We start from the raw sequence: 15,849 nt of genomic DNA on the forward strand, positions 1-15,849 counted from the left end.
ATGACGACTAAATTTTGTTTTGTTTGCATGAGAAGCGCTCCTTTTGATTAGAGTAAAATGTGAAATTTATTTTTTTCTAACTTTAATCCTCTGATGACCACCTGTCAACCTATTTTTGCAAATTTTCTGAACTTAATCCCCCTCTAAAAAAATTAAAGCTAAATGATAATCAAATGGAAACTTGACAAATAAATTCTAAGTGTTATGATTCAAAACAACTTCATAAATTATCCGTAGATTTGGAAAGTACACTTGAAACGTTCTCAGCGAGGCTCTGGTTGGTGCAAAGAGTCAACGAGCAAAGTCGAAAAATGGCCAATGAGGATCTTTTGGCGATAGGTAGTCAAAAGCGAATGAGTCCTTCGTTACTAGGACCGCCGATCTCAAGTTTGATGTCGGAATAAGGGAAAATCTAATTTTCTGAAAAAAGGTGGTACCACGAAGTTTCGTCCTTTTACTAGTTACTAGTAAAAGGGCTTTTTTTATTGGCCTGAATCACGGATAAAAATAATAGGAAAAGAGTGATAGTATGAGCAAGAATCAAATTCCATTTACCGTCGACCAAGTAGGTAGTTTTTTACGACCAGCTAGCATCAAACAGGCACGAATCGATTTTACAAATAAAAAAATCACTTCCGAACAATTGCGTAAAATTGAAAATACTGCCATCAAAGAGCTAGTTCAAAAGCAAAAACAAGTTGGCCTCCACGGGATCACGGATGGCGAATTTCGTCGCAGCTTTTGGCATTTAGACTTTTTAGAACATCTAAATGGCCTGGAGGGGTATGTCCCTGATCATGGTTATAATCAACATTTTCATGGAAAAGCCGCACCTAGTTATAATGTACGAGTCGTAGACAAAATCAGCTTTGATCAGCATCATCCTTTTTTGGCTGACTTCGCTTATTTGAAATCGATCGTAGAAGTTCCTGATGATCCATCCATCGCTAAAGCGACGATCCCTAGTCCAACGATGATCTTACGCCAAGAATTGTTAGCTAATGATGGCTCTACCAAGATCCATGAAATCTATCCTGATTTAACCGAGTTTTATCATGACCTAGCAGTTACCTACCACGATGTGATCGCAGCCTATGCCAAATTAGGTTGCCGTTACTTACAATTTGACGACACTAATTGGGCTTTTTTAGCTGATCAGCAAAAACGAACTGAATTAAAAGAAAAAGGGATCGATCCAGATCAGATCGCTGCTATTTGCACAACGATCATCAACGAGGCCTTAAAAGATAAACCAGCTAATATCACGATCACGACCCATATTTGCCGTGGGAATCATGCTTCTTCTTGGTTGTTTTCCGGTGGTTATGAACCAATCGCCAAAAATTTATTTGCCACGCTTTATGACGGCTATTTTCTAGAATATGATTCTGAACGTGCCGGCGATTTTGCTCCTTTACGTTATTGGAAAAATAACGGCAGCCAAGTAGTCTTAGGGCTAGTGACTTCTAAATTCTCTGAGCTAGAAGATCCACTAAAAATTGAGGCTAGAATCAAAGAAGCAACTCAGTATATTCCCTTAGACTATTTAAGTATTAGTCCCCAATGCGGGTTTGCTTCCACCGAAGAAGGAAATCATTTGACCGAAGAACAGCAGTGGCAAAAAATCACCTTATTGCAAAAGGTTGCCGCTAAAATCTGGTCATAAAAAAACTGGACTCGCCGGCTTAAGCGAGTCCAGTTTTACTTTTACTATCCAGCAAGCATTGAAACACTTTATTCCAACACTTGTTCTTTCACATAATCAGCGTAAAGCGGATGATTTTTGATTAATTCCCGATGGGTGCCGTGACCGGTGACTTGACCTTTTTCAATAAAATAAATCTGATCAGCGTCTACGATCGTTGATAAGCGATGCGCGATAACTAAAGTCGTCCGCCCTTCCATCAGCTGGTCTAGTGCTCGTTGGACTTTTTCTTCAGACTGAGAATCAAGACTTGCCGTCGCTTCATCTAACATCAAAATCTTCGGATCTCGTAAAAAAGCCCGCGCGATTGCGATTCGTTGTTTTTGTCCACCAGATAGTTTCACTCCACGTTCGCCAATTTCGGTTGCTAATTGTTCAGGAAAATCGCGAACGAATTGGTCAGCGTAAGCTAACTCCAAGACGTTCCACAGTTTGTCATCAGAAACTTTTCTGCCTAATCCATACTGCAAATTATCACGAATACTTCCGGCAAACACGGCACTATCTTGCGAAACATATCCAATTTGCGAACGCCAATCAACTAAATCAAGTGCATTGATATCTTGATCATCAATCGTAAGCTTACCATTTACTGGTTGATAAAAACGTTCTAATAAAGCAAAGATCGTTGATTTTCCACCGCCACTTGGTCCGGCAAAGGCAATTACTGAATTGGGCTTGGCTTCAAAAGAAACATTTTGCAATACAGGTCGTTCCGGTGAATAATAAAAAGTTACGTTCTCAGCTTTGATGGTTTGTCCAGCCACGATTATTTTTTCACCTTGGCCGATTGGTTCAACTTCAGTCACTAAGATTTCTTCGATTCGTTCCGTTGCGCCCATCGCTTTTTGAACTTGAGAAAAGAAAGTCGCAAACGTTGCAGCTGGCATTATAATGTTGAACAGATACAATAAAAATGCAACCAGCTCCCCACTAGTCAAAGTTCCAGCTTGAACGCGAACTGCGCCATAACCTAAAATGCCAACAAACATTCCCAACATTGCAGTTGTCATAATTGGTTGCAAGATGGCTTCGATTTTTGCATCTTTGATTCCGAGTGTAAAGATTTTCCCGATAAAACCGGCACCTTTTTCACTTTCAAAAGGCTCTCCATTACTAGATTTGATCAGCCGGATCTCCGCTAATTTTTCACTCGCTTCACCATTGAAATCAGCGGTAGCTGCTTGTAATTGACGACCGATCGTCATCATCATTTTTCCGATCGGACCCATGATGATCACCATGATCGGCACGATCAAAAACATCAACGCTGCCATTTTCCAGTCCATGACAAACAAAATCACCATTGAGCCAACTAGTTGAATCGCGCCGGTAACAAAATTTGGAAATTGTGAGGTCATCAATTCTTTGATCACCGTCGTATCATTGACTAGACGCGAGCTGCTTTCTCCTGATTTGTGCTCATCAAAATAATTGACCGGCAATTTCAGCAAATGATTCCATAGGGTTTCCCGCAACGTTTTCACGGCTGTCTCACCGACATAGCGCAATAAGAAGCCACCGACTGCACCAAACGTTAGTTGTGTCACAAAGGCTAAGATCAAAACAGCCAACGTCGAGCCGCTGATTTTTGCTAACCGACTTGTATCTACCAACCCTTTTGTTAGCTGAGGTACGATCAAACTAGCAACACTAGTGACTAAACTCAGCAATAAGCCAATCACAAATACCAGCTTTTTGGGATTGACTCGGTTGATCAATGCAATAAAGTCTTTTAATTTAAATTTATTCGTTGCTTTAGGTAACTCAGGTGTTAATGAACGTTCCATGTTTGTTTCCTCCATTTAGAAAATTTCTAATTAGAAATCTTCCCATTCCGTATGTGATTGATCCGTTTCTTTTTCAGATGGTCGTTTTTCAAATGGGTGAAACCCATGCGGCCCCCCATGAAAACCGCGTTGGAATGGACCGCCAAAACCAAACCCACAAGCGTCATTTTCCGGCCACGCATTCATTTCACGTTCCATTTTCCGTCGTAAGTCCCGCTGTTCAGCTCGTGACAATTCATTCCAGTCAGTTCCAAATTGTTCTGTCCAAGCTTGCTGAAATTCTTTCATCTGTTCTAAACGATCCATCGGGTCAATAAAACGACTGGCTTGCTGCTGGATTTTACGATCCCAAGCAGCCGGGATCTTTTGCAATAATTCACTGAATACAACTAACTCAGATTCACTTAAACCAGCAAAAAAGTCTTCGCTCCGATCCTTTCCTCGACCCTTTAGTTGCTGTTGGATCTTTTGCTGACCATTTTTAGTCAAGTACACGCGCTTTAAGCGTTTGTCTTGCTGATCTTCACGGCGTATGATCGTCTGATTAGCTTCCATTTTTTTTAATAATTCAGCCAGCGAACTCGGCCGCAGATCTAAAATTTCAGCTAATTGACTTTGGATCAAGCCATCTTCTTCATTTAAAACTTGCAGCACTCGGGCTTGTCCAGTCAAACGCTTTTGCTTGCTTAAAAAAATACTGCTAGCCATCGTGACCAACCGTAACTGTTTCAATAATTCAAGGGTTTGCTTACTCATCTAAATTCCTCCATTCGCAAAAATCATTCGGTACCGAACTTTCGAGATTGATTATAGTTCGGTACCGAATGATTGTCAACTAATTTAGAATTATTTTTTTATTTTTCTTGCGATATTTTTATTAATGGATTGCAAACTAAAAAAACGCGAAACACTTCCTGTGCCTCGCGTTTTTTAGCTTGTGTTTAAATTTTATGCTCGCAGTCAGTCAAAGCTTCGTAAAATTAGCCTTCCACACATTTTTTCAACGTTTCTTTGATTGATGCGATCACATCATGGTCTTTGATCCCTAAGGCAGACATCGTGTCGGCTGGATCGAGATACAGATCCTCTTCTTGGATCTTAGAGCTGACTACCATATGGATTCCATGTTCTTTGCCTGCTTTTTCAGCGGCTTCATCGATTGCTTCATAGTTTGCCTTCAATTGCTCATAAGGTAGGACCGGAACTTGTGTCATATCTTGCTGCCCTAATGCTTCAACCATCATTTCATAAAATTTTTGATATTTCATATTCAAAGCTGAAATAGCATATGTCTTGCGGTGTTCACCTTTTTCTAGTGCCCCAACAGCAGCTTCAGCAACTTGCTCCACCGTTACCATTGCCGTTCCACCTTTTAACGCTGGAAAAACCGTTTGCCCTTTGATCTGATCGGTGAACATTTTCCACAATGGCATTCTTCCTGGCATCGTGCCAAAAATATACGGCAGACGAAGCCCCATGACCGCCATGCTACCTTCTCCTTCAGCAAATGCAATCTGTTCTTGCAACAGACGCGTGTTAGGATAAGGCTGATTTTTTAAACCATACTGTGGCAATCGTTCTGCAAATTCAGCAAAATACGAACCAAAGACGACAAATTTCTTCACACCGGCTTCACTAGCCAAACGTGCTAGTCGTTGTGTGGGCAATACGTTGGCGTGATAATAAAATTTTAAAGCCGGTTTATCGGCTACGACTCGTTCATCTGCTCCTGCCGCGTAAACAAATCCTTCGCAATCAGCCAACAATGTTTTGATTTTTTCATCAGACAATTCATTGATATTCCCTAACTTGATCTCTACTTCAGCCGGCAACAAATTGTCCGCTGGTAGTGGAGGCAGCGCCATTGTTTTCACTTGATAACCGCGAGCTAATAATTCTTTCGTCGTGTGGTAGCCTAAAAAGCCAGTTCCGCCTAATACAAATACTTTTGCCATATTTTTTCGCTCCTTTGTGAATTGTTATACTAATTATAACTACTTCATCCAATAGAAACTAGGGTCAAATCAACCCAATCACTCACACCTTTATTTAACAGCAAACTTTTTCATAAAGGTGGCAAAATCGATTCGACCTAAGACAAATTCTTTGCTAAGCAGATAGTTTCTAACTGCTGAAGTTTCTGGCCGGGATCTTTTTAGCCAGTCCAATTCACCTACGACTGGTTGCGTAACCGATTGACGCTTAGCAAATGCCTCATAATAACGCAACCCGAATCGACGTTGCGAGACAGCATTCAAATGAATACCATCAGGATTAGGCATCAACTCTTGCGCCGTTACCCAATAGCAATCAGTCAACTTTTCGGTGACCGCTAAAATCTTTTGATTGATTTGCGCATATTCGACAGCACTTTGCCCAAAACCACTTTGTCCTAAGTAATGCCCTAATTCACCAACTAAAATGGGAACTCCAGGAAATTTAGTTTGAAAGGCTGTAAAAACCGCATTTAATTGTTCTTCATAGTTTTGATAACGGCCACCATAACTGTCATTTTCACCTTGATGCCATAAAATGGCGACTAGTTCACTGTCTGTTTGAGCAAACTCTGCTTCTTGTAGGGCATGCTCCAGCAATACTTCACCTGGTTGCCACTCAGCAATCGAACTGCCACCTTCTGCACAAGGAATCAAACCGATTTCTAGTTCTGGCTCTGCTTCAGAAAAGCGTTGCGCAAACGATGCGGCTAATCCAACCCCAGCTACTTCACGATCATAATTGATCGGTTCAGCCATCATTTGCCAACGACCATTACGCAGCATTTTGATTTTTTCATTATAGATTGGGGCAACTTCATGTAAAAATCCGCGGCCCGCCATATTCGACTGTCCTACTAATAATACCGATTTCATTTCAGCATCTCCTCGCTTTATTTGCGTAATTGCTGTTCGACTAAAGTTAACAGCTCTCGCAATTGTATTTTCTGTAAGTTCATCGTTTAAAATCGAGACTTTCTTTCATTCGCTAACAGATTACAATACAACTTTTTATTTGACAACTATTTTAAAGCTGTGTATTCTATCAACACTTTATTTTACATTAACGAAAAAATCGTTCCCCTGTAATTAGAGGAACGATTTTTTAATCATTGGTTAAAACGATTTTCCCAACTGCATGATGGGTTTCGCTTAACGCATGCGCTTCAAAAACACCTTGTTGCGTTAGCGGGAATTCCGCGCCGATCACACTGACTAATTTTCCAGCCGCCATGAGTTCGGCTAATTCTTGTAATTGTTTACCATTCGGTTGCAGCCAAACAGCTTCCGCGTGGATATGTTTTTCACTAGCCAACTGCTCATCTTGGATGCCTAAAACAGAAATCAATCGACCACCTGGTTTTAAAACTTGAAGGCTGGCTTGTTGGATCGCACCACCTAACGTATCAAAAACTAGATCCGCATCCTTCACCACTTCGGTAAAGTCTTCACTTTGATAATCAATTGCGACATCTGCTCCTAGTTTTTTGACTAAAGGGTGATTTTTTTGACTGGCAGTCGTATAGACAAATGCGCCCTTTTCCTTGGCTAATTGGATCGCAAAACTTCCGACCCCACCAGCCCCAGCATGGATCAAAACTTTTTGCCCAGCTGCCAACTGTCCATGATCAAACAATGCCTGGTAAGCCGTCAACCCCGCTAGCGGAACTGCCGCGGCTTCTTTAAACGAAATGCCTTGTGGGATCGTGGCTAATTGATCGCTATCTACGATCGTCTGATCAGCATACGTCCCAAAACGGGTTGAAGCCGGCCGCGCAAAGACACGATCCCCAACTTGCCAGTCACTGACCGCTTCACCGACTGCTTCGATCACTCCGGCGACATCCCAACCTAAAATGATTGGAAAATCCCAGTCGAACATTTTGCGCAAGTACCCTTCGCGAGTTTTCCAATCGATGGGATTGATGGAAGTCGCATGGACTTTCACTACGACTTGCTTTGGTTTTAGTTCCGGTAGCTCGACTGTGCTTTCAGTCAATTCTTCTTTACCGCCAAAGTGGTTAATAACGATTGCTCGTGTTTTCATCTCTTCACTTCCTAACTGCTGTAACGATACTGCTAGCACGTTGAAAAATCAATTTTCCAGCTTAGAAAGTCGACGGATTACTTGATCAATTTTTCTAATTTCTTGCGATAATAAAAACTGACGAATTGTTCAACATTTTCAATATCGAAACTCGTTTCTAAACTAAATAAGACCAAGACTCGCTCCGGTGCAATTCCAGGATAATCCTTATGAATGTTTGTGATGATCAAATCATAAGACTGCGCTTTTTGATAGGGCTGCAGTTCAACTTTAATCCGCGGGTCAATGTGATTTGCTAAGTGATCAATGAACACATACGCAATATTTCGTTCAAAAGGAAAATCACAGCCGACTACTAATTTCAAATCGAGATCTCGATAGCCTAAATAGACTAACGCTGCATAATATTCAAACAAATACTCTTGTTTACTGGCTCGCTCAGTTTCTGAAGTCCCCATCAAACCTACGACCCACTCTGCCCAGTCTTTAGCAAAATCAAACAATAGCGGATCAGGAAATTCATGCAGTAGCTCATTGATATTATTCGTATTGAAATACGAGAGTTGACCATGAAAATAATAGCTATTAACATGAATGTTAAACAGTAAGTAGCGGAGATTTTTCATGAAGATCGGACTCAATTTGCTGACATCGATGCGTTCTTCTACTCGTTTAAAAACGCGTTCACTTAATTCAACTACAAAATAGCCTTGCTCCCGGCCTTCATTCAAAAGTTCTTTCGTTCGCGCATTATCCATATCTAAACTGAAATTAGCTACGATAAATAAATAAAAAATCGCACTTTCTTCCGCTGCCAAGTCATAAGGGAATCGTTTCGCATAATCAGCTAAAATCTGTTGAAGCGCAAAATAAAACGAATTATTGAATTCATAATCGATCCCGGGCTCTAAATAATTTTTGATCTGGTGATTAAAAAGTGCCAGCCGTTTTGAGATGATCCCTAAGTAAAGCTTCATCTTGATCTTACCTTCCTCTGTAAAAGGGATCCCTAGATAGGTTTCTAATGTTTGGATAAATTCTAATCCTAGCGCATCCAGCTCTTCTTTTTCATTCAGTTCATAAGGCCGACCATACCAAAACAACGAGAAATAAAAATGGCGAATCTGAAGTTCACTTCCAGTCAATTTCCCATTGCGGATCTTTAATGAAAATTCTGCTAACAATGTATTCAGTTTCCGCAAACGTCGGGATAGTGTCGCTTCACTGATTCCCAAGCGCCACGCCATCGTTGCTTGATCGAAGTGACCGTTTTCAAATAAATAAATCAGAATATTATAATTGATGGAGCGTTGCAAAAATAAATAGCCGATGTCGATATTGGTCACGGTCCCGTCCGTTTTGAAAAAAACAGCGCCTTCCGTTTCATTCAAACTCACGGCCGCAAACTGATCTGCTAAGGTGTTTTTTAAACTAGCGAGATCATCTTTGACAGTATTCCGATACACTCCCAGTTTTTCAGCCAATTCACGGATTGATGCCTTTCCTTGATAACTAAGTAACGTTTGGATGATCTCCAGTTGTCGCTGTTCGTTAGCATCTAATAATTCATAGACTTTCACTCGACATCCTCCTACCCTTGTGTCTGTTTAACAATAACACAAAGTTTTCCTTTAGAATAATTATTATACTCCTGAATCCTTATTTTTTTATTTGGACTAGAAAAAAATTAGGCCGAATTTATTAAGTTGATTTAACTAAATTTTCTACCCTTCATCAAAAAAAGTCATTCATTTCCTCTTTATCAGCTAACGTCATTTTAATCATTTGAATCAACTGAAAAAATCACATAAAAAAACACCCGTCCATTCAGTAAAAGGATAAAGAGGGTTCCGTTCACAAAATTGAAAAAAGAGCAGAACATTTTCATGTCCTACTCTCTTTTGTAAGGCGCAACGTTCAATCATCACGCTTAGTTAATTACATCATTTTATGGTCAGTCCGTGAGATCACGTCGCGACGTTGTTCTGGTGTCAAGTCACGGAATTTAACGGCATAACCTGATACCCGGATCGTAAAGTTCGCGTATTTCGGATTATCGATATCTTTGTCCATTTCTTCTAACAATTCACGGCCAAAGACATTGACGTTCAAATGATACCCACCACGATCAAAGTACCCGTCTAAAACATTGCGTAAGTTATCGATCTGCATACTTTCATCATCTGTCCGGCCTAAAGCACCTGGATTGATCGTTTGTGTATCTGAGATTCCATCTAAGGCACAAGAGTAATTCAATTTCGCAGTTGAGTTCAATGAAGCTAGTAAGCCATTTTTCTCACCTAAGAATTTTCCATCTTGGTAACTTGGGTTTGCTCCTGGCGCTAATGGTTTACCTGCGCGACGGCCATCAGGTGTATTCCCAGTATTTTTACCGTAAACAACATTTGATGTGATCGTCAATAATGATAAAGTTGGTGTTGAGTTACGGTATGTGTGTTGACGTTTGATCTGAGTCATGAAGTATTCCAAGATCCAGTTAGCCATTTCGTCAGCTTCATCGTTATCATTTCCGTAAGTTGGGAATTCATTTTGCGGTACGTAGTCGATCGCTAGACCATCTTCATCGCGGATCACTTTTACATTACCGTGTTTAATCGCCATCAATGAGTCCGTCGCGTGAGAGATCCCGGCGATACCCGTCGCAAACGTCCGTTTCAAGTCAGTATCCATCAACGCTAATTGTGGCGCTTCATATGCATATTTATCATGCATGTAATGAATGACATTCAACGTATTTACATAAAGTTCAGCTAACCAATCTAAAGTATCTTTATAGCTATCCATAAATTCTTCAAAGTTGATCGTATCGCCTTCTAATTTACGGAATCTTGGACCAACTTGCATTTTCGTCATTTCATCCACGCCACCGTTGATCGCATATAAAACGGCTTTGGCTAAGTTCGCCCGTGCGCCAAAGAACTGCATATCTTTTCCGATTACTGTAGCAGATACACAACAAGCGATCGCTGCATCATCTGAACCCCAATGTTGACGTAATAAATCATCATTTTCAAATTGGATCGAAGAACTTTCTTTCGCGATTTTTGCAGCATACGTTCTAAAGCCTTCTGGTAAATGAGATGAATACAGGACTGTTAAGTTTGGTTCTGGTGATGGGCCCATATTAGTTAATGTGTGCAAGATTCGGAAATCATTTTTCGTAACGAGTGATGACCCATCCATGTTCATCCCAGCAATTGATAAAGTCGCCCAAATTGGATAACCTGAGAACAATTGATTGTATTCAGGCGTCCGCGCATATTTGACCATGCGTAGTTTCATGATCAAGTGATCGATCATTTCTTGCGCTTCAAATTCAGTGATCACGCCACGATCTAAATCGCGTTGGATATAAATATCTAAGAAAGCTGATACGCGTCCGATCGACATTGCCGCACCATTTTGTGATTTGATAGCAGCTAGATAACCGAAGTATAACCATTGGATTGCTTCTTTAGCATTTGCCGCTGGTTTTGAAATATCAAAGCCATAGCTCGCAGCCATTTCTTTCATATCCATCAATGCCCGATATTGTTCAGATACTTCTTCACGCAATTGGATCACGTCATTTGTCATTACTTTGTTGCCGACATTTTTCCAATCTTTTTTCTTTTCTTTTAATAAGAAATCGATTCCGTATAACGCAACTCGGCGGTAATCCCCGATGATTCGTCCCCGACCATAAGCATCAGGTAAACCTGTAATGATTTTGTTTTTACGTGCTAGCCGCATTTCATCAGTATAAGCATCAAAAACACCTTGGTTATGGGTCTTACGCCATTTATTGAAAATAAACGTCATGTTGTCATCGACTTCATAACCATTTGATTTTAACGCATTATTAGCCATATTGATTCCGCCAAACGGCATAAATGCTTGTTTTAACGGCTCATCAGTTTGCAAGCCAACGATTTTTTCTTCTTCTTGGATCAAGTAACCTGGCGCATGAGAAGTGATAGTTGCCGGAATATTCGTATCCATTGCATAGACACCATTTCTTTGGTGTTGGATTTCAAATAATTCTTGCAGTTTATCCCATAATTTTTCAGTACTTGGTGCGATCGGTTCTAAGAAACTATCGTCACCTTTATATTCAGTATAGTTTTGTTTAATAAAATCAAGGGTGTTAACTTCGTGTTGCCATTTGCCACCTTTAAAGCCAGCCCATTGATCAGTTGTTTGAGTTGTTTTTTCTTTTGTTGTTTGCATCTTTCGCACTCCTTTGTTTTTGATTGCGCTTTCTAGACTGGAATTAGTATAACAAAATAATCAACTTAAAAAAACATTTTTCAGACTATTTAATATTAATAATTCAATGATAAAAATAACTCTCTAATTAATAATTTGTTCTATAACAGATCATTACCATTGCTATAGCAATCAAAATTCGTTCATGCCTAATGATAAATAACATTTTTAACAGTCTGTATGAATACAGTTTTCTTCTTTAGAAAAAGTTAAAAGATTCGAAAATTCGAGTTTTTAGATAACTTATATTTTTTTATTTCGATTCAGATAAATAAAAACTAAATAAGTTATTTTTATTAACATATGATTGGCCTTTTAAAAATAGATATGCTACGGTTAATCAAAAAGGAGAAATACATGCCGCTTTATGATCAGCACGTGCATACTTTTTTGTCATTTGATTCAACTGAACAAGTTGAAAACTATTTGGCTTTCCAGCCAGCAGTTTTTGTAGCAACGGATCACTTTGACCTTCACAATCCGAGTGATCAGTTTCACGACAACATCCCAGATTATCAGCAATTGAAAAAAATCCAACAAGCCTTTCAAACAGATACAATTTTTTTGACGGGAATTGAGATCGGCGTAGTTCCTGGCCAAGAAACTCAGATCACAGATTATTTAACCCATCATCCTTATGATTTACGTTTAGTGAGTATCCATCAAAATGGAAAATTCGATTACATGTCGGATGAAATCTTAACCAAAGCTAAATCACAAGTTATTCCCGCTTATTTCCAACAAATGCAAACTGTGTTAGAAAATTTTTCTGGTGGACAAATCTTAACTCACTTTGATTATGGCTTGCGACGATTTGAACTTACTGCGGCAGAACTTGCTGAACTGGCCGAGCCGCAACTTGAAACGATTTTTAAGTTGCTCATCAAAAAAGACATGGCTTTGGAATTAAATGCAAAAAGTATTGTACCAAAACGAAGCACTCTATCGTTATGCTGTTCCACTTTATCAAAGTCTAGGCGGAAAATTATTTACCCTCGGCTCAGATGCGCATGTAGCTGCCGACTATCAAAATTTATTTCCTGAAATGCAACAGCTCTTACGAGACTTTGGTGTTAACGAAGTGGCGACTTATGTTGGTGAGCACTTGACACTGGTGGAAATATGAGGGACAAAATCCATGAATAGTCTCTAAAGGAGAGCAATAAAAGGATTTCACGAACGTTTATAAAAAATGTTCGTGAAATCCTTTTTGAAGTTTAGTAGTGATTTTGTCTCTATTTCTTTCAGCCATCTTTTAAATTTACAGGAAATAGTTAATTTAGACTGTCGTTTACTTACATAAAATTAATTTTAACGAGATTATACAAAAAAACAACAATCGTTTTAGTTTTGACAATTTAGTTCTCCTCAAGTTTCTACATGTTAAACTGATACATAATTTAATGCTTACTTTGTTTGGAGGGGAAGATATGAATATAGTCAACTTTTTGATTTTTAGAAACTACGTAATTTTGATAGCTATAAGCTATTGTTTATTGCTGGGACTCATAACGTATACGACTAAATTATTTAAGCTTGTAGTTGGAATAGCCATATTAGCTCAAGTAATTTTTTTAAGCTTCTATCTAAAAACAGGAGCTTATCTTTATAACCACAGCGCTTCATTAAAGATGTACAATGAATCTTATCTCGTTATAAAGTATTCCTGGTTTTTCTTTTCATTGTTTTTACTATTAGTTGTTCTTTGTCGACTACTATCTAGTCATACTTTTAAAGAACAAAATAGACTAGTGAAATTTAGCTTGATAGCCTTATTAGTGATATTCCCACTGTTTATTGTTAAAAAGGGATTAATTATATATATAATACTATATTATGGTTTTGCCCCTTAAAAAGTCGCCTAATTTTATCTCACTCTCTTTTCGGATCGATCTTTTAACAACAGTCACTGTTTTTAAGTGAGCAAGTTTTTTAATTGCGAAATGACGTCATCGATCTCCGCTTTGGTTGTCAGCTTTCCGACACTAAAGCGGATCGCGCCTTGTGCTACCTCACTCGGAATTCCCATCGCAGCTAAAACAGGAGAGCTTTGAGTCGAACCAGAATGACAAGCTGAACCCGTAGAGGCTGCAACTCCAGTCAGTTCATTCAACAATTGCGCACCATTGCGACCCATAAAACTGACATTCAATGTGTTTGGCAAATTATGCGCCAAGTCTCCATTAACTCGAATCTGTTGGCCAAAATTTGCGGTCAACTGGTGATAAAAATAATTCCGTAACGCAACAAACGGCGTGGTGAGTAAAAAATCCGCCGCTTTTTCACACGCTGTTCCTAAACCCACGATATAAGGAACATTTTCAGTACTGGCACGGCGCCCTCCTTCTTGACTAGCCCCGTGAATCAAAGGTTCGATTGTGAGCCCATTTTTGATAAATAGTGCCCCGATTCCTTTTGGCGCATACAATTTATGCCCAGCTAAAGTCAAAAAATCAACTTGTAAATCGGTCACATCCAACGAAACTTTCCCCGCTGATTGCGAGGCATCGGTGTGGAATAAAACCCCGGCGGCACGACAAAGCGCGCCGATCTCTTTAATCGGCTGTAAGGTTCCCGTTTCATTGTTCGAGTGCATGATCGTTACCAAAATCGTATCTGGCCGCAGAGCTGTTTGAACATCTTTTACTGCGACTGCTCCATTTTCATCGACTGGAACAACTGTCACTTCAAAGCCAAATCGTTGTTGTAAAAACTTCAACGGCTCTAAAATAGCTGGGTGTTCGATCGTAGACGTAATGATATGTTTCCCTTTTGCATGATAAGTCTCAGCCACGCCTTTAATAACTGTATTATTCGCTTCACTGCCGCTACCGGTAAATAAAATTTCAGCTGATTGAGCCCCGATTAAACGAGCTACTTTTTCGCGAGCTTGCGCGATAGCTTGCCTAGCTGAAAGGCCTAATGAATACGTATTCGACGGATTTCCAAATTGCTGTTTGAAAAAAGGTTCCATCGCAGCCAACACTTCCGGGTCAATCGGCGTGGTCGCATTGTAATCTAAATAAATCATTGGCTCACCTCAAAATGTAACGGTCTTATCTGCCCACTCCACCATCTCGACACAATCTATCATCGTAGAGATCGGACAAGTAGTCTGGTCGTCTAAGTGACGCGAACGCAAACAGGTCCCACACGCAAGGACGTGCCCACCAGCCGTTGTAAATCGTTCTAACTGCTCGACTACATTATATGTTTGATCGGTGATCCCTTCGATCTCTACCGCTTCTCCCATCAAAAAAAATTTAACTTCATGCTCGCGTTTTAGCGCAGTGTTAGCAAACCGCAATGCATTCCACGCTTTTTCTGCTGCCTTTGTCTCTAAAATGATCGCTAATTTCATACTCGTCCCTCCAGTTGTTTTCCCTTGCATCTTACCGCAAACTTTGACAAAAAGGTAGTGATTTGTTAAAAAGTTCATTACCGAATTTGCGATATTTTTATTAGCAATTTATTTTCCCAGTAAAAAACTTGCTGGAATCATATAACTTGCTACTTGATTAGCTCGATTGCGATTTTTTATGAAAAAAGTGGACAAAAAATGGCATAAATTTATTTTGATCGCCTATTTAGAAGTGTCAAGGGATAAAAATGTTTCCATAAAAAACATAATTCTCGTAAAGATCAATTTTTACTAACACACACACTCAATTGATCTCTTCCACCTTCCCCCTTGACTACTCTGGGACCTGGGTCGTCTACTCAGGTCTTTTTTGGTTCGCTCATATCAGACAATCCAAAAAAGCTGTGCCGGGATTCACCAGCACAGCTTTCGAGTCATTCTGCCATTTTTACACGAACTAATAAAAGGATCTTTTTTTGTTCGCCATAGCCGACTTCACTTTTTTCTACTTCCATCACTTCAAATAATCTTTCGTGATTGTTTCGTTTCAACGAAATCAACTCACCTTTTTGCGGAATGCGATCGGTCAGTCGCATTTGGACTCCTTTTTTCTTGCGCCCACTTACGGGATCATGAAAGACATATTTTACTTGCATGTTCATCACCTGATTTTTATTTTTTCC

11 protein-coding genes, 1 pseudogene and 1 other annotated feature are annotated in these 15,849 nt (G+C 39.7%); of the genes and pseudogenes, 2 read left to right on the plus strand and 10 right to left on the minus strand.

From position 1 onward, the window contains the following. The first annotated feature begins 225 nt into the window (after window positions 1-225). Window positions 226-457: a binding site (T-box leader), on the plus strand. 72 nt (window positions 458-529) lie between these two features. Then, complete coding sequence (locus GVJ38_RS02270) at window positions 530-1,666, plus strand: 5-methyltetrahydropteroyltriglutamate--homocysteine S-methyltransferase (RefSeq protein WP_159721551.1); 1,137 nt, start codon at window positions 530-532, stop codon at window positions 1,664-1,666. A gap of 68 nt (window positions 1,667-1,734) precedes the next feature. On the opposite strand, the gene GVJ38_RS02275 is transcribed toward GVJ38_RS02270, so the two are convergent. The 7 genes from GVJ38_RS02275 to pflB all read right to left on the minus strand — a co-directional run bounded on the left by GVJ38_RS02275 (window position 1,735) and on the right by pflB (window position 11,766). Further along, window positions 1,735-3,495: an ABC transporter ATP-binding protein gene (locus GVJ38_RS02275; protein ID WP_159721552.1), complete on the minus strand. Its 1,761-nt coding sequence runs from the start codon at window positions 3,493-3,495 to the stop codon at window positions 1,735-1,737. A gap of 30 nt (window positions 3,496-3,525) precedes the next feature. Next, a complete protein-coding gene (locus GVJ38_RS02280) occupies window positions 3,526-4,251 on the minus strand; it encodes a MarR family winged helix-turn-helix transcriptional regulator (RefSeq protein ID WP_159721553.1) in 726 nt (241 codons plus the stop codon). A gap of 224 nt (window positions 4,252-4,475) precedes the next feature. Then, window positions 4,476-5,450: an NAD-dependent epimerase/dehydratase family protein gene (locus GVJ38_RS02285; protein ID WP_159721554.1), complete on the minus strand. Its 975-nt coding sequence runs from the start codon at window positions 5,448-5,450 to the stop codon at window positions 4,476-4,478. A 90-nt stretch (window positions 5,451-5,540) separates the two neighbouring features. Then, window positions 5,541-6,365 (minus strand): sialate O-acetylesterase, encoded by an 825-nt coding sequence (locus tag GVJ38_RS02290; RefSeq protein ID WP_159721555.1) that lies wholly within the window; start codon window positions 6,363-6,365, stop codon window positions 5,541-5,543. Window positions 6,366-6,594: 229 nt separating this feature from the next. Next, complete coding sequence (locus GVJ38_RS02295; RefSeq protein ID WP_159721556.1) at window positions 6,595-7,536, minus strand: NADP-dependent oxidoreductase; 942 nt, start codon at window positions 7,534-7,536, stop codon at window positions 6,595-6,597. Between the two features lie 77 nt (window positions 7,537-7,613). Further along, window positions 7,614-9,116, minus strand: coding sequence for a helix-turn-helix domain-containing protein (locus GVJ38_RS02300; RefSeq protein ID WP_159721557.1), 1,503 nt, complete (start codon window positions 9,114-9,116; stop codon window positions 7,614-7,616). A 358-nt stretch (window positions 9,117-9,474) separates the two neighbouring features. Next, complete coding sequence (gene pflB / locus GVJ38_RS02305) at window positions 9,475-11,766, minus strand: formate C-acetyltransferase (protein ID WP_159721558.1); 2,292 nt, start codon at window positions 11,764-11,766, stop codon at window positions 9,475-9,477. A 396-nt stretch (window positions 11,767-12,162) separates the two neighbouring features. Here pflB and GVJ38_RS02310 point away from each other — a divergent pair. Continuing rightward, window positions 12,163-12,931, plus strand: a pseudogene (locus GVJ38_RS02310) (PHP domain-containing protein). A gap of 789 nt (window positions 12,932-13,720) precedes the next feature. Here GVJ38_RS02310 and GVJ38_RS02315 read toward each other — a convergent pair. The 3 genes from GVJ38_RS02315 to GVJ38_RS02325 form a co-directional block, all read right to left on the minus strand. Then, entirely contained in the window at window positions 13,721-14,836 is a 1,116-nt protein-coding gene (locus GVJ38_RS02315; protein WP_159721559.1) for a cysteine desulfurase family protein, read from the minus strand. Window positions 14,837-14,845: 9 nt separating this feature from the next. Then, window positions 14,846-15,166, minus strand: a complete 321-nt coding sequence (locus GVJ38_RS02320; protein ID WP_159721560.1) for a DsrE/DsrF/TusD sulfur relay family protein — start codon at window positions 15,164-15,166, stop codon at window positions 14,846-14,848. Window positions 15,167-15,600: 434 nt separating this feature from the next. Next, entirely contained in the window at window positions 15,601-15,822 is a 222-nt protein-coding gene (locus GVJ38_RS02325) for a hypothetical protein (protein ID WP_159721561.1), read from the minus strand. Between the last annotated feature and the right edge of the window lie 27 nt (window positions 15,823-15,849).

The organism is Enterococcus sp. CSURQ0835, assembly GCF_902706605.1.
Taxonomy (GTDB): Bacteria; Bacillota; Bacilli; order Lactobacillales; family Enterococcaceae; genus Enterococcus_A.